This window comes from Sphingomonas sorbitolis, assembly GCF_036663875.1.
Taxonomy (GTDB): Bacteria; Pseudomonadota; Alphaproteobacteria; order Sphingomonadales; family Sphingomonadaceae; genus Sphingomonas.
Genome location: NZ_JAXOJS010000002.1, coordinates 475,893 through 498,173, shown reverse-complemented (window position 1 = coordinate 498,173; position 22,281 = coordinate 475,893). Strand labels below are relative to the sequence as shown.

The 22,281-nt window shown below is 66.6% G+C and carries 23 protein-coding genes; 20 read left to right on the top strand and 3 right to left on the bottom strand.

What is annotated here, in order from left to right; genetic code table 11:
* Nucleotides 1-31 precede the first annotated feature (31 nt).
* Complete coding sequence (ruvA, locus tag U1763_RS07635; protein WP_332754740.1) at nucleotides 32-631, top strand: Holliday junction branch migration protein RuvA; 600 nt, start codon at nucleotides 32-34, stop codon at nucleotides 629-631.
* Between the two features lie 150 nt (nucleotides 632-781).
* Here ruvA and U1763_RS07630 read toward each other — a convergent pair whose 3' ends face one another.
* Nucleotides 782-1,690, bottom strand: a complete 909-nt coding sequence (locus U1763_RS07630; RefSeq protein ID WP_332754739.1) for a 2-hydroxyacid dehydrogenase — start codon at nucleotides 1,688-1,690, stop codon at nucleotides 782-784.
* A gap of 53 nt (nucleotides 1,691-1,743) precedes the next feature.
* Here U1763_RS07630 and ruvB point away from each other — a divergent pair, with 53 nt between their 5' ends.
* From ruvB to U1763_RS07595, 7 genes are all read left to right on the top strand, one after another.
* Nucleotides 1,744-2,769, top strand: coding sequence for a Holliday junction branch migration DNA helicase RuvB (ruvB, locus tag U1763_RS07625; RefSeq protein WP_132736034.1), 1,026 nt, complete (start codon nucleotides 1,744-1,746; stop codon nucleotides 2,767-2,769).
* A gap of 275 nt (nucleotides 2,770-3,044) precedes the next feature.
* Nucleotides 3,045-5,318, top strand: a complete 2,274-nt coding sequence (gene ptsP / locus U1763_RS07620; protein WP_332754738.1) for a phosphoenolpyruvate--protein phosphotransferase — start codon at nucleotides 3,045-3,047, stop codon at nucleotides 5,316-5,318.
* Nucleotides 5,319-5,426: 108 nt separating this feature from the next.
* Nucleotides 5,427-6,389 (top strand): helix-turn-helix domain-containing protein, encoded by a 963-nt coding sequence (locus U1763_RS07615; protein WP_332754737.1) that lies wholly within the window; start codon nucleotides 5,427-5,429, stop codon nucleotides 6,387-6,389.
* Between the two features lie 96 nt (nucleotides 6,390-6,485).
* Nucleotides 6,486-7,406 carry a tetratricopeptide repeat protein gene (locus U1763_RS07610; protein ID WP_332754736.1) on the top strand — a complete coding sequence of 307 codons (921 nt, stop codon included), beginning with the start codon at nucleotides 6,486-6,488 and terminating at the stop codon, nucleotides 7,404-7,406.
* A 179-nt stretch (nucleotides 7,407-7,585) separates the two neighbouring features.
* Nucleotides 7,586-8,551 carry a tRNA lysidine(34) synthetase TilS gene (gene tilS, locus U1763_RS07605; protein ID WP_332754735.1) on the top strand — a complete coding sequence of 322 codons (966 nt, stop codon included), beginning with the start codon at nucleotides 7,586-7,588 and terminating at the stop codon, nucleotides 8,549-8,551.
* 95 nt (nucleotides 8,552-8,646) lie between these two features.
* The gene (gene ftsH, locus U1763_RS07600; protein ID WP_332754734.1) at nucleotides 8,647-10,635 is read left to right on the top strand and encodes an ATP-dependent zinc metalloprotease FtsH; all 1,989 of its coding nucleotides are present in this window, start codon (nucleotides 8,647-8,649) and stop codon (nucleotides 10,633-10,635) included.
* A 63-nt stretch (nucleotides 10,636-10,698) separates the two neighbouring features.
* Nucleotides 10,699-11,076, top strand: a complete 378-nt coding sequence (locus U1763_RS07595) for a hypothetical protein (protein WP_332754733.1) — start codon at nucleotides 10,699-10,701, stop codon at nucleotides 11,074-11,076.
* A gap of 157 nt (nucleotides 11,077-11,233) precedes the next feature.
* On the opposite strand, the gene U1763_RS07590 is transcribed toward U1763_RS07595, so the two are convergent.
* Nucleotides 11,234-12,343: a DUF3667 domain-containing protein gene (locus U1763_RS07590; protein WP_332754732.1), complete on the bottom strand. Its 1,110-nt coding sequence runs from the start codon at nucleotides 12,341-12,343 to the stop codon at nucleotides 11,234-11,236.
* Nucleotides 12,344-12,420: 77 nt separating this feature from the next.
* Here U1763_RS07590 and U1763_RS07585 point away from each other — a divergent pair, with 77 nt between their 5' ends.
* The 12 genes from U1763_RS07585 to U1763_RS07530 all read left to right on the top strand — a co-directional run bounded on the left by U1763_RS07585 (nucleotide 12,421) and on the right by U1763_RS07530 (nucleotide 21,607).
* Nucleotides 12,421-13,683 carry a glutamate-5-semialdehyde dehydrogenase gene (locus tag U1763_RS07585; RefSeq protein ID WP_332754731.1) on the top strand — a complete coding sequence of 421 codons (1,263 nt, stop codon included), beginning with the start codon at nucleotides 12,421-12,423 and terminating at the stop codon, nucleotides 13,681-13,683.
* 31 nt (nucleotides 13,684-13,714) lie between these two features.
* Complete coding sequence (locus tag U1763_RS07580) at nucleotides 13,715-13,969, top strand: hypothetical protein (RefSeq protein ID WP_165886464.1); 255 nt, start codon at nucleotides 13,715-13,717, stop codon at nucleotides 13,967-13,969.
* Entirely contained in the window at nucleotides 13,966-14,250 is a 285-nt protein-coding gene (locus tag U1763_RS07575; protein ID WP_332754730.1) for a type II toxin-antitoxin system RelE/ParE family toxin, read from the top strand. Before U1763_RS07580 ends, U1763_RS07575 begins: the two co-directional genes overlap by 4 nt.
* Nucleotides 14,247-14,870, top strand: coding sequence for a nicotinate-nucleotide adenylyltransferase (locus U1763_RS07570; RefSeq protein WP_332754729.1), 624 nt, complete (start codon nucleotides 14,247-14,249; stop codon nucleotides 14,868-14,870). Before U1763_RS07575 ends, U1763_RS07570 begins: the two co-directional genes overlap by 4 nt.
* Nucleotides 14,871-14,891: 21 nt before the next feature.
* Complete coding sequence (gene rsfS, locus U1763_RS07565; RefSeq protein WP_131583613.1) at nucleotides 14,892-15,299, top strand: ribosome silencing factor; 408 nt, start codon at nucleotides 14,892-14,894, stop codon at nucleotides 15,297-15,299.
* A gap of 29 nt (nucleotides 15,300-15,328) precedes the next feature.
* The gene (locus U1763_RS07560; protein WP_060526522.1) at nucleotides 15,329-15,751 is read left to right on the top strand and encodes a 23S rRNA (pseudouridine(1915)-N(3))-methyltransferase RlmH; all 423 of its coding nucleotides are present in this window, start codon (nucleotides 15,329-15,331) and stop codon (nucleotides 15,749-15,751) included.
* A gap of 3 nt (nucleotides 15,752-15,754) precedes the next feature.
* The gene (locus U1763_RS07555) at nucleotides 15,755-16,927 is read left to right on the top strand and encodes a murein hydrolase activator EnvC family protein (protein ID WP_332754728.1); all 1,173 of its coding nucleotides are present in this window, start codon (nucleotides 15,755-15,757) and stop codon (nucleotides 16,925-16,927) included.
* Nucleotides 16,928-17,214: 287 nt separating this feature from the next.
* On the top strand, nucleotides 17,215-18,612 hold the full coding sequence (locus tag U1763_RS07550; protein ID WP_332754727.1) for a S41 family peptidase: 1,398 nt from the start codon (nucleotides 17,215-17,217) through the stop codon (nucleotides 18,610-18,612).
* A gap of 20 nt (nucleotides 18,613-18,632) precedes the next feature.
* A complete protein-coding gene (locus U1763_RS07545) occupies nucleotides 18,633-19,115 on the top strand; it encodes a disulfide bond formation protein B (protein WP_132735995.1) in 483 nt (160 codons plus the stop codon).
* Complete coding sequence (locus U1763_RS07540) at nucleotides 19,112-19,645, top strand: demethoxyubiquinone hydroxylase family protein (RefSeq protein ID WP_332754726.1); 534 nt, start codon at nucleotides 19,112-19,114, stop codon at nucleotides 19,643-19,645. Before U1763_RS07545 ends, U1763_RS07540 begins: the two co-directional genes overlap by 4 nt.
* A 65-nt stretch (nucleotides 19,646-19,710) precedes the next feature.
* Nucleotides 19,711-20,235, top strand: coding sequence for a hypothetical protein (locus tag U1763_RS07535; RefSeq protein WP_332754725.1), 525 nt, complete (start codon nucleotides 19,711-19,713; stop codon nucleotides 20,233-20,235).
* A gap of 664 nt (nucleotides 20,236-20,899) precedes the next feature.
* The gene (locus tag U1763_RS07530; protein ID WP_332754724.1) at nucleotides 20,900-21,607 is read left to right on the top strand and encodes a DJ-1/PfpI family protein; all 708 of its coding nucleotides are present in this window, start codon (nucleotides 20,900-20,902) and stop codon (nucleotides 21,605-21,607) included.
* Here the strand turns inward: U1763_RS07530 and U1763_RS07525 are convergent.
* Entirely contained in the window at nucleotides 21,598-22,230 is a 633-nt protein-coding gene (locus tag U1763_RS07525) for a DedA family protein (RefSeq protein ID WP_332754723.1), read from the bottom strand. The genes U1763_RS07530 and U1763_RS07525 overlap by 10 nt on opposite strands.
* Nucleotides 22,231-22,281 lie beyond the last annotated feature (51 nt).

The window sequence follows — 22,281 nt, the reverse complement described above, 5'->3', positions numbered from 1 at the left end:
GGACGCACGCCATGTTCTACCGATCGCGGCAATGATCGTGCATCTCAAAGGACGGCTGGACTCGACCGGCATCGACCACGCCGTGATCGACGTCGGCGGCGTCGGCTATCTTGTCGGCGCGTCGGCGCGGACGCTGTCGGCCCTGGGACCGATCGGCGAGGCGTGCACGGTGTTCACCGAATTGCTGGTCGGCGAGGATTTCCAGCGGCTTGTCGGATTTTCGAGCGCGGACGAGCGCGACTGGTTCCGGTTGCTGACCGGCGTGCAGGGGGTGGGCGCGCGCGTCGCGCTTGCGATCCTGTCGGCGCTGGAGCCGGTCGATCTCTCACGCGCGATCGCCAGTGGCGACAAGGCGATGGTCGCGCGGGCGAACGGCGTAGGGCCCAAGCTCGCGCAGCGGATCGTGATGGAATTGAAGGACAAAATCGGCGGCATCGCGCTCGGGCTTGGACCGGCGGTGGTCAATGCCGCGCCGGGGGGGTCTGCGGATGCGGTGTCGGCGCTGCTCAACCTCGGCTTTCGGCCGAACGAAGCGAGCGTCGCGGTGGCGGCGGCGGACGAAGAGCTGGGGCCGGGTGCTTCGCTCGATGCGCTCGTGCGGCTGGCGCTGCGGAAAGCGTCTAAGTCGTAGTTTCGGACCCGTTCGGTTGGTTCTTAAGCTTGGTCTCACCCCCCCCTTCCGTTCGTGCTGAGCAAAGTCGAAGCACCTTCTCTTGGGGCACACCCTTCGACTTCGCTCAGGGCGAACGGAAGGGGGGCTTTGTTTCCCAAAGTCCCAGTCTCAGAGTGCACTCGGCAGCGGTCGTCCGGCAAAATGCGCGTCGAGGTTCGCGATGACCAACGCCGCCATCGCAGCCCTGCCATCGACGGTCGCGCTTCCTTGATGGGGTGACAGGACGACCTGATCCATCGTCTTGAGCGCATCGGGAACGGCAGGTTCGTCGGCGAACACGTCGAGCCCGGCGCCGGCGATCGTTCCGTCTTCGAGTGCCGCTACCAAAGCAGGTTGGTCGACCAGACTACCGCGAGCGATGTTGATGAGGATGCCGTCCTCGCCGAGCGCCGCGAGAACCTGGGCGTCCACGATATGCGACGTCGCATCGCCACCCGGTGCGGCGATGATCAGCACATCGCACGCCGCCGCGAGCGAGGCGATGTCGGCATGGAACACGCCTGCGAAATCCGGCTTGGCGGAGCGTGCGGTATAATGGAGTTCGGTCGCGAACGGCGCGGCGCGCCTGGCGATCGCCTTGCCGATCCGGCCCAGCCCGAAGATGCCGATCCGTCGCTCGCTGGCGCGTCGAGAAAGGTCGATCTGCCACCCGCCGTCGCGTACCGCGCGGTCGTTCGCGACGATCCGCCGCTGCACCGCCAGCATCAGTCCGATCGCGAGGTCTGCGACATCGTCGGTCAGCACGTCGGGCGTCGTCGTCACCGCGATGCCGCGCGCCTTGGCCGCAGCAAGGTCGATTCCATCATAACCGACGCCGTGGATCGCGATGATCTCCAGCGCCGACAGGCGATCGAGCAACGCCGCAGCGACCACGCTGCTCCCGCCGCCGACGATCGCACGCGTCGTCGCTGGGGGATCCTTGCGGTGCAACGTAAAGCGCTCGGCGAGCGTCGCCTCCAGCGCGGGCGAGACTCCACCCAGCAGATACAGGTCAGGACGTACGGTGTGGTTGGTCATTGCCCCCCATAGCCGCCTTGCCCCCTTCACCGCGAGCGCGCTATCGCGGGTGGGTGACCGATACAGACCGCATCCTGACCGCTGCCAAGCGTCCCGAAGACGTCGACGCCGCGCTACGCCCGAAGAGCCTCGACGAATTCGTCGGGCAGAAGGCCGCACGCGAGAACCTGCGCATCTTCATTCAGGCCGCTAAGTCGCGGGGCGATGCGCTGGATCACGTGCTGTTCTTCGGGCCACCCGGGCTCGGCAAGACGACGCTCGCGCAGATCGTCGCGCGCGAGATGGGGGTGGGGTTTCGCGCCACCTCGGGGCCGGTGATCGCCAAGTCGGGCGATCTGGCCGCGCTGCTGACCAATCTCGAGGATGGCGACGTGCTGTTCATCGACGAGATCCACCGCTTGCAGCCCGCGGTCGAGGAAGTGCTGTACCCGGCGATGGAGGACCGCGCGCTCGACCTGATGATTGGCGAGGGACCGTCCGCGCGCTCCGTCCGCATCGACCTGCCGCGGTTCACGCTGATCGGCGCGACGACGCGGCAGGGGTTGCTGACGACGCCACTGCGCGATCGCTTCGGCATCCCGGTGCGGCTGCAATTCTACACGGTCGAGGAACTGGAGCGGGTGGTGACGCGCGCGGCCGGGCTGCTCGGGCTCGGTATCGCCAAGGACGGCGCGATGGAGATCGCGCGGCGTGCGCGCGGGACCCCGCGTATCGCCGGGCGGCTGCTCCGGCGCGTGCGCGATTTCGCCAATGTCGCGGGGCACGAGACGGTCGATGCACGCGCGGCGGATGCGGCGCTCAACCGGCTTGAGGTCGATTCGCTCGGGCTCGACGCGATGGATCGGCGCTATCTGATGATGATCGCGGATATCTATCGCGGGGGGCCGGTCGGGGTGGAGACTCTGGCGGCGGGCCTTAGCGAACCGCGCGACACGATCGAGGAGGTGATCGAGCCGTATCTGATCCAGCTCGGCCTGATCGCTCGGACCGCGCGTGGCCGGTTCCTGAATGCGGGGGGATGGAAGCATCTCGGCCTGAACCCGCCGGCGGGTAGCCAGGACGGGCTGTTCGACGCGTAGGAGCGTCGACGGACCCGTGATCGCTTTGGCCTGATATCGTCACCCCAGCGAAAGCTGGGGTCTCCCAATTGGAGAGTGCCGGGGGTTGGCGAGTCCCACGGGGATATCCCAGCTTTCGCTGGGATGACGGATTGGGGGTAGGGGGTAGGGGTAGGGGCTCTGATACCCGCGACGGGGCGCCTTGTAAGAAACCACACCTGGAGATCGATCGAACTTGGGTGCGACACTGCTTTTGTTGCGTGGCACCCAAGCGTTTCATCTGATAGCCAACGCGAATGCCCCTTTCGGCCGCCGCCTCCGCCCGCGAAATCCTCACCAGCCTTCACGACGTGATGGCCTCGCGCACGTCCGCGCAAGCCAAGCTCAACGCCGTCGTCGGCATCATCGCCACCGCGATCGACAGCGAGGTCTGCTCGATCTACCTGTTGCGCGAAGGCGTGCTCGAACTGTTCGCGACCCGCGGCCTCGACCAGGCCGCCGTCCACGTCACCAAGCTCGCGCTTGGCGAGGGCCTCGTCGGCACGATCGCCGAGGACGTCGAGGTGCTCAACCTCGACGAAGCCGCGAGCCATCCCGACTTCGCCTACAAGCCCGAAACCGGTGAGGACCGGTTCCACAGCTTTGCCGGCGTGCCGATCATCCGCCGCGAGCGTTCGGTGGGAGTCCTGGCCGTCCAGCACACCGATCGTCGCAAATATGCGGACGTAGAGATCGAGGCCTTGCAGACGGTTGCGATGGTGCTCTCCGAACTGATCGCCAATGCCGGCCTGATCGACACCATGGGTGGCGGCGCGGACCGGCCGCAGTCGACCGCGGCGATGCGCATCCCCGGCCAGAAGCTCGTCGACGGGATGGGCGCGGGCTTCGCGGTCTATCACCAGCCGCGCATTCACATCGAGCACACCGTCGCCGAGGACACCGACGCCGAGCGCCACCGCGTCTATGCGGCGTTCGACAAGATGCGCGAAGGCATCGACCGGATGACGCGCGAGGCCGAATTCGGCGTCGGCGGCGAGCATGTCGAAGTGCTCCAGACCTACAAGATGTTCGCCTATGACGAGGGCTGGGCGCGACGCATCAACGAGGCGATCGATTCAGGCCTCACCGCCGAGGCGGCGATCGAGCGCGTTCAGCAACGTACCCGCCAGCGCATGCGCCAGATCGACGATCCGCTGCTCGCCGACCGGATGCACGATCTGGAGGATCTTTCGAACCGTCTGCTCCGGATCGTCTCGGGGCAGATGGGCACGGCGGCGCAACTCGGCCTGCGCCAGGACACGATCCTGATCGCGCGTAATCTCGGGCCCGCCGAACTGCTCGAATACGACAAGCGTCGGCTGAAGGGCGTGATCCTCGAGGAGGGCTCGCTCACCGCGCACGTCACGATCGTCGCGCGCGCGATGGGCGTGCCTGTGCTCGGCCGCGTCCGCGATATCCGCCGTCTCGTGGCGGAGGGCGACATGCTGTTGCTCGACAGCGCCGAGAGCAACGTCTTCGCACGGCCGTCCGCAGCGATGGAGGAGGCGTTCGAGGCCCGCCTCGCAATGCGGCAAAAGCGCAAGGCGGCGTTCGCGGCGCTGCGCGACGTGCCGCCGATCACCAAGGATGGCCACCGGCTGACGCTGATGGTGAACGCCGGCCTGCGCGACGACGTGGCGGCGCTCGACGTCACCGGCGCGGACGGAATCGGCCTGTTCCGTACTGAATTCCAGTTCCTCGTCTCCGCGACCTTGCCGCAGCGCGAGCGCCAGCACCGGCTGTACCGCGAGGTGCTCGACGCGGCGGGCGATCGGCCGGTGATCTTCCGCACGGTCGACATCGGTGGCGACAAGGCGCTGCCGTATCTCAACAAGGAAGACGCCGACGAGGAGAACCCGGCGATGGGCTGGCGCGCGCTGCGCCTTGGCCTGGAGCGCGACGGGTTGATGAAGGTGCAGGCCCGCGCGCTGCTGGAAGCGGCGGCGGGGCGTACGCTCAACGTGATGTTTCCGATGGTCAGCGAGCCGTGGGAATTCGACGAGGCGCGCGCGCTGTTCGAGGCGCAGCGTTATTGGCTGGAGGGCAGGGGGCGTAAGCTGCCGCTTGCGATCCGCTATGGCGCGATGCTCGAAGTGCCGGCGCTGGCCGAGATGCTCGACGTGCTGCTGCCGCGAATCGAGTTCCTGTCGATCGGTACCAACGATCTGACGCAGTTCCTGTTCGCCGCCGATCGCGCCAATCCCAAGCTCGCCGAGCGCTACGACTGGCTCAGCCCGTCGATCCTCCGCTTTATCGCGCGACTAGTGCCGCCGACGCGGGATGCGAAGGTCGATCTGGCGGTGTGCGGCGAGATGGGGGGGCGGCCGCTGGAGGCGATGGCGCTGATCGGGCTCGGGATCGAGCGGCTGTCGATCACCCCCGCCGCGGTCGGTCCGATCAAGGCGATGACGCGCTCGCTCGATCGCGCCGCGCTCACCGCATACATGACAGGACTGCTGGCCAACCCGCCGCGTGACATGCGCGGTGCGCTGACGGCCTGGGCAACCGAAAACGGCGTGGAAATCGTCTGATCGGCGGAAAGCTGCGGTTAAGACGTTCGGTGCGTTGACACGGCTGGGGGCCTCTGAAAGACGGGTGACATGGCGGGCAACGCCACGCGCCCGTGTTCGGAGACAAGAATGGACGAGGTCGAAACCGGCCAGAACGCAGCACCCGCTCAACCAGAGCGTGCTGGCGACATTCTCCGTAAAGCCCGCGAGGCGCAGGGCCTGACCGTCGCGGATATCGCGACGCGCACGCGCGTGCCGTTGCGTCACCTCGAGGCGATCGAGGCGTCCGATTATTCCACGCTGCCGTCGTCGACCTACGCGGTCGGGTTCAGCCGCGCCTATGCGCGCGCGATGGGCATCGACGAGGTGCATATCGCGAACGTCGTCCGCGGCGAGGTCGCCAAGCTGGGCAGTAAGAAGCCCGAATACGAACCGTACGAAATGACCGATCCGTCGCGCGTCCCCTCGCGCGGGCTGGCGATCGTCGCGCTGGGGCTCGCGATCGCGGTGCTGGTGCTGGTCGGGCTGTGGTACGGCACGGACATGTTCCGCGGAACGAGCACTTCGCCGACCGCGACGCCGGTTGCCGAAGTTGTACCGAACCCCGCCGCCCAGACCGCGCAACCGGTGCCGGCGCCGGCCACGCTCGCGAACGGTCAGGTCACGCTGACCGCCTCCGACGAGGTATGGATGCGCGTCTACGATGCCGACAACAAGACGCTGTACCTCGGCACGATGAAGCCGGGTGAGAAGTTCGACGTGCCCAAGGATGCGAAGGACCCGATGATCAACATCGGGCGTGCGGACAAGCTGGCGGTGACGCTCAACGGCGCGGCTGCGCCGGCGCTCGGTACGGGCGAACGCGCGATCAAGGACGTCCGGATCGGTGCACCGGCGATCGCCGCGCGGATCGCGGGCACCCCCGAGCCGCAGGCCACGCCGACCGCGTCTGCCCCGTCGTCTGCGAACGCCGAGCGGCCGCGCGCCAGCCGTCCGCGTACGCCGCGTCGTCCACTCAGCGAAACGCAGCGCGCCAATCTCGACGCCGCCGCCAATCCGCCACCGGCCGCTACCGCAACGCCCAATCCGTGAAAACCTGCGGGCATCGCCAGGGTCTTAAGGCTGGCGACAGGATGGGTAGTGCAGCTATACCCGGACGATTAACCAATCCACCGGGGGGTGTGGCCAATGCGTAAGTCTATTCTGATCGGCGTTTGCCTCGCGGCCCTGATGCCCGCGAGCGTCCAGGCGCAAAACGTCGAGGGCCGCGTCGGCAAGCTCGAAAGCGAAATGCGCGCGGTCCAGCGCAAGGTCTTCCCCGGTGGCGCGGGCCAGATGCTCCAGCCCGAAGTCCGCGCGCCGCAGAACGAGCAGGGCCCCGGACCGGGATCGCCCGCGACCAGCGCGCTCGCCGACGTAAACCAGCGCGTGACGTCGCTCGAACAGCAGATGACCTCGCTCACCGAACAGATCGAGCAGAACCAGAACCGCACGCGGCAACTGCAGGATGCGTTCGACAACTATCGCCGCTCGAACGACGCGCGGCTGAAGACGCTCGAGACCGGCCCCGCGCCGATCGCGGCGGGGGCTGGTGGCCCGGTCGAGTCCGATGACCAGTCGAGCGACGGTCCTTCGCGCCCGACGACGCGCCCCGAGACGGCGTCCCGGCCGACCACGCCGGCACCGACCAAGGTTTCGGTCGAGAAGCCGTCGACCGGCGATCCGGCGGAAGACGAATATATGTATGGCTACCGTCTCTGGGCGGCCAAGCAATATCCGCAGGCGGAGGCGCAACTGAAGAAGGTCGTCGCCGAATACCCCAAGAGCAAGCGCGCCAGCTATGCGCAGAATTTGCTCGGCCGGTCGTATCTGGACGAGGGCAAGCCGAGCCTCGCATCGATGGCGTTCTACGACAATTATAAGAAGATGCCCGAAGGTGAGCGCGCGCCGGACAGCTTGCTGTACCTCGGCCAGGCACTGACCAAGCTCAACAAGCCGGCGGATGCGTGCAAGGTGTATGACGAGCTGAACGACGTCTACGGCGCCAAGATGGCGGCGGCGATGAAGGGCCAGGTCGCCGCTGGACGCAGCGCGGCGAAGTGCAAGTAAGCAGGTCCATCGATGAATACCGGTCCCTCTGAAATCCTCCCCTGCAAGAAGGGGTGGCAGCCTATCGGGCTGACGGAGGGGTATTGCGCCACCGAGAGCGGGTCACCCCTCCGTCTGGCAAGCGCCAGCCACCTCCCCTTGCAGGGGAGGATCAGCATCCTCGTCACGGCCCCCACCGCATGACCGAAGAAGGACGCCGCTTCGCCGCCGACTTCGCGCGCCTCGCAAGCGACATCGCCAACCCGCTGTTCGCCGTTTCCGGCGGCCCTGACAGCATGGCGATGCTCACGCTTGCGCACGAAGCTCTCCGCCCCGGCTTCACGGTCGCCAGCATCGACCACCGCCTTCGCCCCGAAGCGGTGGAAGAGTCCGCGATGGTCGCCGCGCATTGCGCAACGCTCGGCATTCCACACGCCACGCTCGCCCCCAGCGAACCGATCACCGGCGCGAGCATCCAGGCGCAGGCGCGCACCACGCGCTACGCTCTCCTCACCGACCACGCCCGCGCGATCGGGGCAGGGGCGCTCGTCACCGGCCATCACGCCGACGACCAGGCCGAGACCTTCCTCATGCGCGCCGCCCGCGGGTCAGGGCTAGCCGGCCTCGCCGGTGTCCGTGCCCGTACCGAAGTCCACGGCGTCACGGTCGTCCGCCCCTTGCTCGACTGGCGCCGCGCCGAACTCCGCGCGATCGTCCGCCGTGCCGAAGTACCGTTCTTCGACGATCCCTCGAACCATGACGATCGCCACGATCGCACCCGCTTCCGTCGGTTGCTCGGCGAGAACGAATGGCTCGGCACGCCCAACCTCGCGCGCGCCGCGGCCGCGCTCGCCGAAACCGACACCGACGTTCGCGCGATGGTCGAATGGATCTGGACCGAACGCGCCAAGGTCGGCGGTGGCGAAGTGAAGCTCGCGGTTGAGAAGCTGCCCCGTGAAATCCTCCGCCGCCTTGCCCGTCGCGCGATCGGCACGGTCCGCACCGAGGCCGGCATCGTCGCCCCCGAATGGAGCGAAGCCGCCAACATCGAAAGCCTGCTCGACTCGCTGATGGCCGGCAAGCGCACCACGCAGGCCGGGATCATCGCCAGCGTCCGCGGCGACGTCTGGCGATTCCGCGAGGCGCCACCGCGCCGGGTCACGTGACCGTCCGTTCACACTGATCAACGCAAGTCACGTGTTGTTCCATTGCCATTAACCTGCGCACGCTTATCTTGTGCGGTGAAAGGTATCGTGCACCCATGAGCGACAACGACAACCGCGGTCAGAAGCCCCAGGGCCCCGGAAACGGCGGTCCCGAAAACGGCGGCGGCAATCCTTGGATGAAGAGCCTGTTGATCTGGGTCGGCATCCTGCTCGCGCTGGCGCTGTTCGTTACCATGTTCGACGGCCGCACGGCTGCGACGGGTGGCAGCACGATCGCGTATTCGGCATTCCTCGACAAGGTCGACGAGGGCACCGTCAAGGACGTAAACATCTCGCGCGACATGATCTCGGGCTCGCTGTCGTCGGGCGAGAAGTTCAAGGCGTACCCGATCCCCGACTCCACGCTCGTGCCGAAGCTGCGCGAGAAGGGCGTCTCGATCAGCGCGAAGCCTGAAGAGGGCCCGTCGATGCTGGCGCTGCTACTGTATCAGTCGCTGCCGTTCCTGCTGTTCCTCGGCATTGCGTTCTTCGTCCTGAAGCAGATGCAGAAGAACTCGGGCTCGGGCGCGATGGGCTTTGGCAAGAGCCGCGCGAAGATGCTGACGCAGAAAGAAGGTAAGGTCACCTTCCAGGACGTCGCCGGCATCGACGAGGCTCGTGAAGAACTCGAGGAGATCGTCGAGTTCCTGAAGGACCCGACCAAGTTCGCGCGCCTCGGCGGCAAGATTCCGAAGGGCGCCTTGCTGGTCGGCTCGCCGGGTACCGGCAAGACGTTGCTTGCCCGCGCCATTGCAGGTGAGGCTGGCGTGCCGTTCTTCACGATCTCGGGCTCGGACTTCGTCGAAATGTTCGTCGGCGTCGGCGCAAGCCGCGTCCGCGACATGTTCGAGCAGGCCAAGAAGTCCGCACCGTGCATCGTCTTCATCGACGAAATCGATGCTGTGGGTCGTCATCGCGGTGCCGGCCTCGGCAACGGTAACGACGAGCGCGAGCAGACGCTGAACCAGCTGCTCGTCGAGATGGACGGCTTCGAGGCGAACGAAGGCATCATCATTATCGCCGCGACCAACCGTCCCGACGTGCTCGATCCCGCGCTGCTGCGTCCGGGCCGTTTCGATCGGCAGGTCACGGTGCCGCGTCCGGATATCGAGGGTCGCATTAAGATCCTTGAAGTGCACATGAAGAAGGTGCCGCTCGCGCCCGACGTCGATGCTCGCGTCATCGCACGCGGTACGCCTGGGTTCTCCGGTGCCGATCTCGCCAACCTCGTCAATGAGGCGGCGCTGCATGCGGCGCGCAAGGGCAAGCGTCTGGTGGCGATGGCCGAGTTCGAGGAGGCCAAGGACAAGGTCATGATGGGCGCAGAGCGTCGCAGCATGGTCATGACCGACGACGAGAAGCGGATGACCGCGTATCACGAGGCCGGCCATGCCGTCGTCGCGATGCACGAGGCTGCGTCGGATCCGATCCACAAGGCGACGATCATTCCACGCGGTCGTGCGCTGGGCATGGTCATGCGTCTGCCGGAGCGGGACTCGTACAGCTATCACCGCGACAAGATGTACGCGAACCTCGCGGTCTCGATGGGCGGCCGCGTCGCCGAGGAAGTCATTTTCGGCTACGACAAGGTCTCGTCCGGCGCGTCGGGCGACATCCAGTACGCCACGGGTCTGGCACGCGATATGGTCACGCGCTGGGGCATGTCGGACAAGGTCGGCCCGCTCGAATATGGCGAGCCCGAGGGTGAGTCGTTCCTTGGATATTCGTCGAGCCGTCCGTCGCGCATGTCGAACCAGACCGCGCAGTTGATCGACGACGAGATCAAGCGGATCGTCGAAGGTGGTCTCGACCGCGCCAAGCAGGTGCTGAGCGATCACGTTGACCAGCTCCACACCGTGGCCGGTGCGTTGCTCGAATTCGAGACGCTGACTGGCGACGAGATCAAGAAGCTGATCGCCGGCGAGGATCTCGATCGTCCGGATCCGGGTGCTAAGGCGTCGACCGTCCCGCGTGCGGGTACGTCGATCCCCAAGACGCGGCGTCCGTCTGGTCCGTTTGGAACGCCGACCCCGTTGGGGGCGTGATCCGGTTCACCGGACAGTCACTTAAGTAGCTCTATGGGCGGTCTTTTCTCGGAAAGGCCGCCCATGTCGTATTCGCGTTCGAAGGCTGTAGTCGCAGCGCTACTCATGGCCGGCGCGGCAATGCCGGCAAGCGCGGCGATGACCGTCGGCACCTTCCTGGCGCGCGCCAACGCGCTGCGCGACCAGGGTCCGATGGCACTGATGTCCCCCGACCTTCCTGCGCTGAAGGCCGAAGCCAAGGCCGCGACCAATCAACTCAAAGCAGACCGCGCCGCCCGCGCCGCGGCCGGCAAGCCGCCGATCGCCTGCGTTCCAGAGGGCGAATCCGTCGGCATCATGGACATGCTCGACGGATTGAACGAACTCCCCGCCAGCTACCAGAAGCGGCCCCTCAAGGACGGCTACGCGCGCGTTCTGGCGAACCTCTACCCCTGCCGCTGAGGCTCCTGCGGCCTGCTGGCTACCCACATACAGTCGTCACCCCAGCGAAAGCTGGGGTCTCCCGGTTGGAGAGTGCGCGGCCGACACAGTGATATCCCAGCTTTCGCTGGGATGACGGAAGGGGCGGGGATGCTGAGATGCAAACGTTATGGCCGCCCTAATCTGTCAAACCATGCAGCAACAACAGCACGATAAACGCCAGCAACGTCGTGAACGCGAACGTCAGCAGCGCCACCGTCCGCCACGCCGCCGACCGCTTCCGCAACTTATAAGCGCCCCGAAGCTGCGCGAACATGTGGATTGGCGGCACGCATATTGCGGCCATCACGATCCATCCCTCCGCGACGCCGATCACGCCCGCGATGATCAGCGCGATCGTCAGCAGCATCATGAACGCCAGCGAATAGGTCACGAAGATTGCGTGATCGTAGAGGTGATGTTGGCGTCGCCAGAGGAAAAGAAGCGCCATAAACGGCACGGATAATGGAATCAGCCCCCAGCTGTATTTATACGCGCTGGTCTGCAGCTTGTAGAACATCAGGCCCGGATTGCCGTTCGCCTTGGCGATCCCGTGGTCGAGCCGTTCCCAGCCGGTCTTGAAATCGCCCAGGTCGACCAGCGTACCGCTGGCGCCGCCATTTTGCATATCGGCCGCGACCCCGAGTGCACGAACAGTGGTACGCAGCGCGCTGGCCTGCCGATCGAGAGTCGCAAGCTGTTCCCCCGAATATTTGGCGGGTTCACGCTTCTCAACCTCCTGCTGCGCCTCGACTTTGTTCAGCGCGAGGCGAGCCCTGGCGGCCTCGCGGGCATAGTCGGACGTCTTGCCGGCACGCTCGTCCCGGATGAAGTCCTTCGTCATTTCCCCGCCGACCGCACCGATCGTCGCGAACATCAAGAAGACGGTGAACAGGAACAACGCCAGCGGCGACACGAACCGCGCGCGCTCGCCATTGACGTAGCGGCGGGTGAGCATCCCCGGATGCAGGATCAACAGCGGCAAGGTCCGCCAGATCTTGCCTTCGAAATGGAATACGCCGTGTGCGATCTCGTGCCCGATCCCGTCGAGCGAGCGGTGGACGTGCGCCGATTGACCGCAGGCGTGGCAATGCTCGCCCAGCAATCGTGTCCCGCAATTCAGACATAGTGCGTCGTCCGGATTGTGGCCGGAATGCGCACCATGTGCCTCCCCCGCCTTCGGTTCGAACGCGCGCCCGACTAGGGCACCCGTGGCGATGTCCGCCGCTGCTCCGATATCTCCGGTCATGAGTCCCCCTGTAATATCGGTAGCGTAACGAGTTCGCGGCGTTGGCGCGAGGGGCTTCGCATGCTACCGTGCGGACCATGGCCGACGCAGAAAATCCGACCGAATTGATCGCCGAAATGGGCCGCCGCGCGCGCTCCGCGGCGCTGGTGCTGGCGTCGATGCCGTCCACCCGGAAGGCCGCGGCGCTGGCGTCGGCGGCGGAGTCTATCCGGGCAGCATCGGCGACGATCGTTGCGGCGAACGCTGAGGACATGACGCGTTCAGCTGACGCCGGCCTGTCGGGCGCGCTGCTGGATCGGCTGCGGCTGGACGAAGCGCGCGTCGCGGCGATGGCGGACGGCGTGGCGGCGGTGGCGGCGCTCGCCGATCCCGTCGGGCAGGTGATCGACGCAAGCGAGCGTCCGAACGGCTTGAAGCTCTCGCGCGTCCGCGTGCCGATCGGCGTCATCGGCATCATCTACGAGAGCCGCCCTAACGTCACCGCAGACGCCGCGGCGCTATGTGTGATGGCCGGCAACGCGGCGATCCTGCGCGGCGGGTCCGAGGCGGTGAAGAGCAACCGCGCGATCCATGCGGCGCTTGTCGAGGGCCTGAAGGCGGGCGGGGTGCTCGTCGACGCGGTGCAACTGGTGCCAACCACCGATCGCGCGGCGGTCGGCGCCATGCTCAAGGCTGACGGGATGATCGACCTTATCATCCCCCGCGGCGGCAAGAGCCTCGTCGCACGCGTCCAGGCCGAAGCACGCGTGCCCGTCCTCGCGCATCTCGACGGCATCAACCACGTCTATGTCGATGCCTCCGCGGACGCGGCAATGGCCAAGGCGGTGGTGGCGGATGCCAAGATGCGCCGCACCGGCGTCTGCGGCTCGATGGAAACGCTGCTGATCGATCGTGCCTACGCGGACGCACCCGCCTTGATCCAAAGTCTCGCAGCAACGGGCTGCGAAGTCCGCGGAGACACAAGCGCGCGCGCGCTTGTTCCCGAGATCGCCGCCGCCGACGCAGCCGACTGGGACACCGAATATCTCGACGCGATCGCTTCCGTCGCGATCGTCGACGGCCTCGACGCGGCGGTCGCGCACATTGCTCGCCACGGCTCGCACCATACCGACGCGATCGTCGCCGAAGACGCCGCCGTCGCCGAACGCTTCCTCACTGCGGTAGACAGCGCGATCGTGCTCTGGAACGCCTCCACGCAATTCGCTGACGGCGGCGAGTTCGGTCTCGGCGCGGAGATCGGCATCGCCACCGGCCGCCTCCACGCCCGCGGCCCGGTCGCGCTCGAAGGCCTCACCACCTACAAATGGATCGGCCGCGGCACCGGCCAGGTGCGCGGTTGATTGTGATGCTCAAGGGGCATACCCTCCCGGCATGAAGACGTCCGAACCTCTGACCATCGACCTGGATGCGGAGACACTTGCATCGTTGCAGGCCGCCTCGGTTTGGCGTGGGATGTCGGTGACCGACTATGTGAAGTCGGTCGTAGAGACTGCAACGCGGAAGGACGGCGAACTCGCGGCCCTCGTCCAGGAGGGCCTCGACGATATCGATGCCGGACGCGTCTACACGCAGGAACAGGTCGAAGCCTGGTTCGAGGCGCGGCACCGCGACATAGCGGCCGAGTGACGCGTAGTATCTGGTCTGCCTCGGCACTTGCGGACCTGGGTGATATCGACCGCTATTTTCAGGACCGTTCACCGGACTTCGCGCGCAGGGTCGGCGCAAGCGCTATCGACGCTGCCCGGCTGTTGGCCGACAGTCCTTATCTTGGGCCGGCGTTCGTAGGCGAAATCCGGAAATGGTCCATTCGTGGCACGGAATACTTCATCCTCTATCGTCCTATGCCGGACGGCGTCGATATCGTTCGCGTGATGCATTCGCGCCGCGACACGCCACACGAATCATGACCCACGTGGGCATCCTCGGCGGGTCGTTCAATCCTGCGCATCGTGGCCACCGCGGCATCACGCTGGCCGCGATCGACGCGCTCGCGCTCGACGAGGCGTGGTGGCTGGTATCCCCCGGCAATCCGCTCAAGGATGCCGCCAACGACATGGCGCCGCTCCCCGCGCGCTTCGCCTCGGCCCGAAGAATGGCCCGCCGCGCGCCGATCCGTGCGACCGATATCGAGGCGCGGCTCCACACCCGCTACACGCTCGACACGATCCGCAAGCTTAAGCGGCGCTACCCGAAAATCCGCTTCATCTGGCTGATGGGCGCGGACAATCTTGCCGACTTCCACCGCTGGAAGAACTGGCGCCAGATCGCCCGCGAGGTTCCGATTGCGGTAATCGCGCGTCCGGGATATGACGGGCGCGCCCTCGCGGCCCCCGCGATGGGTTGGCTGCGGCGCTTCCAACGGCGCACAGACCATGCGAAGAGCTGGACGACGTGGAGATTGCCGGCCCTCGTGCTGTTGCGCTTCCGACCCGACCCGACCTCCGCAACCGGCCTGCGCGCCAAAAATCCCGACTGGGTTCAGCACGTTGCTGGCTCGCCCCACCGTTCCGGCAGGTTGCCGGATTGATACCCTTACCCAGGAGCTGACTTGGCCACTTCCCCTACTGCCCCTCGCGCGACCGACCCCGAAGAGGTTGAGGCGCTGCATCGCCTGATCCTCGCGTCGCTCGACGACGACCAGGCGGTCGAGACCATCTCGATCCCGCTCGCGGGCAAGACCAGCATCGCCGACTATATGGTGATCGCCAGCGGTCGTTCGACCCGTCAGGTCGCCTCGATGGCGCAGAAGCTGGCCGAGCGGATCAAGGCCGAGTTCAAGCGTCCGGTGAAGATCGAAGGCCTGCCGACCGCCGACTGGGTGCTGATCGACGCGACCGACGTCATCGTCCACCTGTTCCGCCCCGAAGTCCGCAGCTTCTACAATCTGGAGCGGATGTGGGCGTTCGGCGACGCACCGACGCCGCCGCCCGTGCCGACCTTCACCGACGAAGACTAACCGACCCAGAGGCGGCCCCAGGTCCGATCATGCTGCTCCACATCGTCGCCCGTGGTCGGATCGGGCGCTCGCCCGAGGCCGACCTCGTCGACCGCTATCTGAAGCGGATCGTCTGGCCGACCAAGGTCAGCGAGCTCCCCGACACCGGCGGCAAGATCCCGCTTGTCGGCGAGCAGACCAAGCGCATCCTGCTCGACGAGAAGGGCGAGACGCTGTCGTCGACGCAGTTCGCGCAGAAGCTCGAACGCTGGCGCGACGATGGCGTGCGCGAGGCGCGGTTTATGATCGGCGCCGCGGACGGCTTCGACGATGCGGCGCGCGACGAGGCGGACCTGTTGTTCTCGTTCGGCCGCGCGACCTGGCCGCATCTGCTCGCCCGCGCGATGCTCGCCGAACAGCTCTTTCGCGCGACCAGCATCCTTGCCAACCACCCCTATCACCGCGAAGGGTGATGCATGAGGGCAGGGGGCGTCTTGGCGATCGCGGCGCTGTTCGCGACGGCGGGCGTAGTCGCACAAACTAAAACGCCCGAGTTGGCGACCGAGCGGCAACGCCTGGTCGCTGCCAAACGCGACGCTGCGCTCGCCGCTGCCCGCGCCGCCAAACTTGCCGCCGCCGCTACCCAGGAGCGCAACGCCGCCGACAAGGCGCGCCGCGAGGAGCAGGCGCTGGCCGCTCGCGTGACCGCCGCCGAGGCGAACCTCGCTACCGCCAGTGCCCGGGTCACGTTGGTCGAGCGCTTGCTGACCGATCAGCGCGCCAAGCTGGGCCGCGCGCAAACCCCCGTCGCGCGATTGCTCGCCGCGCTGGAGTCGCTCGCCCGCCGCCCGACGATCGTCGCGGTCGCGCAGCCGGGATCGGTCGACGACCTCGTCCATGTCCGCGCGGTGCTGGGCAGCGCCTTGCCCGTCGTCCGCCAGCGCACCGAAGCCGTCCGCAGCGAACTCGCCGAAACGCGGCGTTTGCAGGCCAGCGCCACGCTCGCCGCCAAGGCGCTCTCGGACGGCCGCGCGCGGCTGGAGAGTGATCGGCAGGCGCTCGCCGATCTCGAGGCGCGCCATCGCCAGCGCAGCCAGAGGCTCGGTCGCGGTGCGCTCAGCGAATCCGACCGCGCTCTGGCGCTTGGCGAACGCGCGCGCGACCTTGTCGACGGCATGGCGACGACGACCAATGCCAAGGCGACCGCCGCCGCCCTGATCGCGCTCGCCGGCCCGATCCCGCGCCCGATCGCGCCCGGCACCACGCCACCACTACCCCTGCGCGGCGTGTACCGCACTCCGGTAGCGGGCCGGCTCGTAACCGGCTTCGACGAAATCTCGGACTCGGGCGTCCGGTCGCGCGGGCTGACGTTCGCCACCGCTCCCAGTGCGCGCGTCGTCGCCCCCGCCTCAGGGACGATCCGCTACGCCCGCCGCTTTCGCGACTACGGTGTGATCGTCATCATCGACCATGCCGATGGCTGGACCAGCCTCGTCACCGGCCTCGCGGCAACCTCCGCCAAGCCCGGTGACCGCGTGACGATGGGCGGCCCGCTCGGCACCGCCCCCCGCGAAGACCCGCGCATTATCGTCGAACTCCGCCGTCAAGGTCGCCCCGTTGATGTCGCCGCGTTGATAGGATCGCGCTGACCGGATGATAGCACGCGCGCCGCGTTTCGATCCTCCCCCGCAAGGGGGAGGTGTCGCCGAAGGTGACGGAGGGGGAGGACACGGAACAGAGGTCTCGCTTTCCTCCCCCTCCGTCTGGCAAGCGCCAGCCACCTCCCCCTGGCGGGGGAGGATCGAAAAGGGTCCCCCAGTCAGCCCCCATTAACCCCAACCCGCCTTCACTCCGCGCGCGCGTTGCCGCCAGCGTTCCGCTACGCTACGCCGTCACGACCGTACGACACGTCTTTTCTCAGGTTGCAGGACCATCGATGCCTCGTCCTATACTGCGTACCCCGATCCTTACCGCGACGGCGATCGTCGGCGCGCTGACGCTGATTCCGCTCGCCACCTCGGCGATGGCTGCGGTCGACACCGACACGTACCGCGAGTTCGATCAGTTCCTCGACGTCTTCAACCGCGTGAAGGCCGAATATGTCGACAAGGTCGATGACAAGACGCTGATCAAGGGGGCGATCCAGGGCATGCTCGCCAGCCTCGATCCGCACTCCAGCTATGTCGACGCGCTTGACTACGAAAACCTCCGGATCATGACCGAGGGCAATTACGGCGGTCTCGGCCTGACGGTGCAGATGGAAGACGGCGCGATCAAGGTCGTCTCCCCGCAGGAAGACTCCCCCGCCGCCCGCGCGGGCGTCAAGTCCGGCGACTACATCACGCATATCGATGGCAAGCTGATTTACGGCGATTCGCTCGACGAGGCGGTCGGCAAGATGCGCGGCAAGCCCGGCAGCAAGATCACCTTGGGCCTCGTCCGCCCCGGTCGCGACAAGCCGCTCGACGTGACGATGATGCGCGAGATCATCGTCCAGAAGCCGGTGAAATGGGAAGTCCGCGGCGACGTCGGCTATATCAACATCAACACCTTCAGCGAGAACACCGGCGCCGACACGCGCGCGGCGATCATGGCGATCGACAAGTCGCTTGGCCACCGCCCGCTCGGATACGTGGTCGACCTCCGCGAAAACGGCGGCGGTCTCCTGACCCAGGCGATCGAAGTCAGCGACGCGTTCCTCGATCACGGCGAGATCGTCTCGCAGCGCGGCCGCGAGAAGACCGATATCGAGCGTTATTACGCCAAGCCCGGCGACGACGCGCACGGCCTGCCGGTGGTCGTCCTCACCGATCCCGGCACCGCGTCGGCGTCCGAGATCGTCGCCGGCGCATTGCAGGATCACCACCGCGCGCTGATCATGGGCGAGCGCAGCTTCGGCAAGGGCTCGGTCCAGACCGTGCTCCAGCTCGGCCCGGAGACCGCGCTCCGCCTCACGACGGCACGCTATTTCACGCCGTCCGGCCGGTCGGTGCAGGAGGGCGGGATCGAGCCCGACATCAAGGTGCCGCAGCTCACCGATCCCGACTACAAGTCGCGCCCGGTGTTCCGCGAGGCCGACCTGCGCAAACACCTGATCAACGAGGTGAAGGCCGACAACGCGGTGCTCGAGGAGGATACCAAGACGGACCCCCGTTTCTCGCAGACGCCCGAGCAGTTGAAGAAGCAGGGCATCGACGATTTCCAGCTCTATTACGCGCTGAAGACCGTCGCACGCCTCGGCGGGGCAACGCAGGTCGCCGCCGCCACCAAGCCGCGCCCGATCAAGCCTGATCCGACCGCCGCCGCCGATGCTGCCAAGGTGCCCAACAAGTGAGCGTGCGTCGCGGGTTGGGCATGACCAAGAACGAAGAGATCGCCCGCGCCATCGCGTTGCTGCTGCCGGCGTTCCTGCTGCTCGGCGCGCTCGGCTCGCAATATCTCGGCGGGCTGTATCCGTGCGAAATGTGCCACTGGCAGCGCTGGCCGCATTATTCCGCGGTGCTGATCGCCGGCGCGACGTTCTTCGTCCCCGGACGGTCGTTGCGCGCCTCGCTGGTGATCATCGCCGGGCTGTTGATCGGCCTCAGCGGTTTGATCGGCGTCGCGCATGCCGGCGTCGAATATCATTGGTGGAACGGCTTCACCGCCTGCACCACCACCGTTTCGATGGCCGGCACCACCGCGGCCGAACGCCTCGCCGCGATCATGAACGCGCCAATGGTGCGCTGCGATTCGCCCCAGTGGAAATTGTTCGGAATCTCGCTCGCCGGCTTCAACGCCATCTTTTCCCTCGCCGGTGCGTTCACCATATTCGCACTCATGAGGAAGACGAGATGAGCTGGAAGCCAGGAGACGCCAAGCGGGCAACGGATTCGATGATCCGCGTCGACCAGGCCGGCGAATATGGCGCGATCCGCATCTATGCGGGACAGTTGGCCGTGCTCGGCGACCGTCACCCGGCGTCGCGCTCGATCCATCACATGGCGCAGCAGGAGGAACGCCACCGCGCGTTTTTCGACAAGATGATCGTCGAGCGCCGCGTGCGCCCGACGGTGCTGCAACCGATCTGGAAGGTCGCCGGCTTCGCGCTCGGCGCGGTCACCGCGGCGATCAGCCCGCGGGCTGCGATGGCCTGCACGGCGGCGGTCGAGACCGAGATCGACAAGCATTACGAGGAACAGCTCGTTCAGCTTGGCGCCAGCGATCCCGAGCTATCGGCAGCGATCCTCGATTTCCAGGCCGAGGAACTCGAACACAAGGCCACTGCGATTGCTGCGGGGGCCGAGGAAACACCGGGCTATCCGGTATTGAGCGCCGCGATCCGGCTCGGCTGCAAGGTCGCGATCGCAACCGCCAAACGGATCTAGGCGGACGGCTACGGTTCAGGCCGAGCGACTATAACAAGCCGAACGAACGCGTGGGAGTGATGCGTATGAAGATGCTTTTTGCGGCGGCCTTGCTCGTCGCCGGCCCCGCAGTCGCACAGACCGCGCCGCCGACCTCCAATGGCAATACGGGCAGTGCCAATACGGGCCCCACCCTCGCGCAGCCGCGCGCCAAGGCCCCCGCGCTTCCCGGCGCGACCGCCAGGCCCAAGCCGGTCGTCACCCCCCCGCAGGTTTCACGCAATGCGCCGATCAACGGCGTCCTGACGCTGTTCGGCAACGAGCGCTGCCCAACCAACCAGAACGGCGAAGAGATCGTCGTTTGCGTCCGCCGCAGCGCGCAAGAGCAATACCGCGTTCCGAAGGAGCTCCGCGAGTTCGTCGTCACCCCCGAAAACGCCAGCTGGGCGACCAAGGCACAGGGTACGATGGACGCCGGCTCGGGCGTCAACACGATTGGCAGCTGCTCCGCAGTCGGCGCGGGTGGCGCGACGGGATGCTTCGGCCAACGGGTCAGGGAATCCCGCCTGGAAAACAAGACGCGGGCGGCGGAGGTGCCGGTTCTACCCTGAGCTTTCGGCGCGCGTCGGGACCGACACGACGATATCCCAGCTTTCGCTGGGATGACGGGCTAGGGGGAGCGTGTCGTACTTTTACGACCATCCGCTTCTCGCGGCTGATTACCTGAGCCCAACCCAACCCGATCCGGCACGACCAAACCCGATCTGGCACGATCCAACCCGACCCGATCCGGCCCGACCCGATCCGATCCAACCCCGACCTGCAAACCCAACCCGTCACCCCAGCGAAAGCTGGGGTATTTCACGATGTGGGTGACACCAGCCCCGCACGACGGCCCATTACCCTAACGGTCGCCCCGTAGACTCCCGCCGCCATTCCCCAGACCCAAGTATTGACTCTTTGCGCCCGCTCGCCACATGGCCTTTTGCCTCGCGCCTTCCACAACACTCTTGAGCTGTTGCTGTCCTACAAGGATAGGGCATGACATGATGCGCGAATGACGTCAGTAGTCACCCAAGCGCGATCGCTAGAACTGCTTCCCACTGCGCGCCTCCCGCCGGAGAGACTTCGCGCGAGCGCCTATACTTCCTACACTTCACTCGGACCCTTCACCCGTTCGGCGTCCGATAAATCCAGTTTTGCAACGACTTAAAACAATAGAGAACTGCGCTCTCGCCGACCGTCGCCAAAGCTCCTCCCGCTAGGAATGCCAGTATGACCGAACCGCTGAGCATCGCCTTCCTGCTGTTCCCGAACTTGACGCAGCTCGACCTGACCGGCCCCGCGCAGGTCCTCTCGCGGCTCGGCAATGCGCGGCTCGATCTGGTGTGGAAGACGCTCGACCCGGTGCCGACCGACGCAGGCTTCTCGATCCTGCCGACCGCGACCTTCGCCGACGTGCCGCGCGCCGACATCCTCTGCGTGCCCGGTAGCTTCGGCATCAACGCCGTGATCGCCAACGACGAGGCGATGGCGTGGGTCCAGGCGGTCGGTGCCGACGCGACCTGGGTGACGAGCGTCTGCACCGGCTCGCTGATTCTCGGGGCGGCGGGACTGCTCGACGGCTACCGCGCCGGGTGCCACTGGGCGCAGCGCGAGATGCTGCCGCTGTTCGGCGCGATCCCGGTCGACGCGCGCACCGTGGTGGATCGCAACCGCGTCACCGGCGGCGGCGTCACAGCGGGGATCGATTTCGCGCTGACGCTTACCGCCATGATCCGCAGCGAGGCGCACGCGAAGGCTGTCCAGCTAAGCCTCGAATATGATCCGGCACCACCGTTCGACAGCGGCTCGCCCGAGAAGGCCGACCCGGACATCCTCGAAGCGGTGAAGCGGAGAACGGCGCAGCTTGTGCCAACGCGCGACGAGGATCTCCGCACGCTGGCCAAGCGTCGCGGTTACGCCCGAGACACTCAAGGGTGACGCTTCAGCCCGCGCACCCGGTGCCAGATATAGAAGCCGACCAGCGCGATCAGGACCGCGCCGATCAGCAGGTCGGCGCTGTGGAACGCCGCCTTCACGCGCGGATCGCTGTCCCATTTGTCGCCGAGCTTCATGCCGACCCAGGCCAGCCCGAAGCACCACGGCCAAGATCCGACGAAGGTGTAGACGTGGAACGGCACCAGCTTCATCCGCGCGACGCCGGCGGGGAAGGCGATGAACGAGCGGATCACCGGCAGCAGTCGCCCGATCAATACCGCCATCGAGCCCCAGCGCGCGAAGAACCGGTCGGCTGCGTCGAGCTCGCCCGGCCCGATCAGCAGGTAGCGGCCCCAGCGCTCGGCCATCGGCCGCCCGCCGCGCTTGCCGATCTCGTACGCGACGATCGAGCCCAGATTGCACCCGATCGCCCCCGCGGTCGCAGCGAGGTACAGGTCGAATCGTCCGGTCGAGACGAGATAGCCGGCGAACGGCATGATGATCTCGGACGGCAGCGGGATACACGCGCTCTCGATCGCCATGAGCAGTGCGATGCCGACATAGCCACCCGACGAGATGACGCCGATCGTGAAGGTGGCGAGGACCGCCAGAATCTTTTCGAACATGGCTCGGTCGATTGCGCGAACCGGGCGACGAAGGGAAGCCCAAAATCGGAA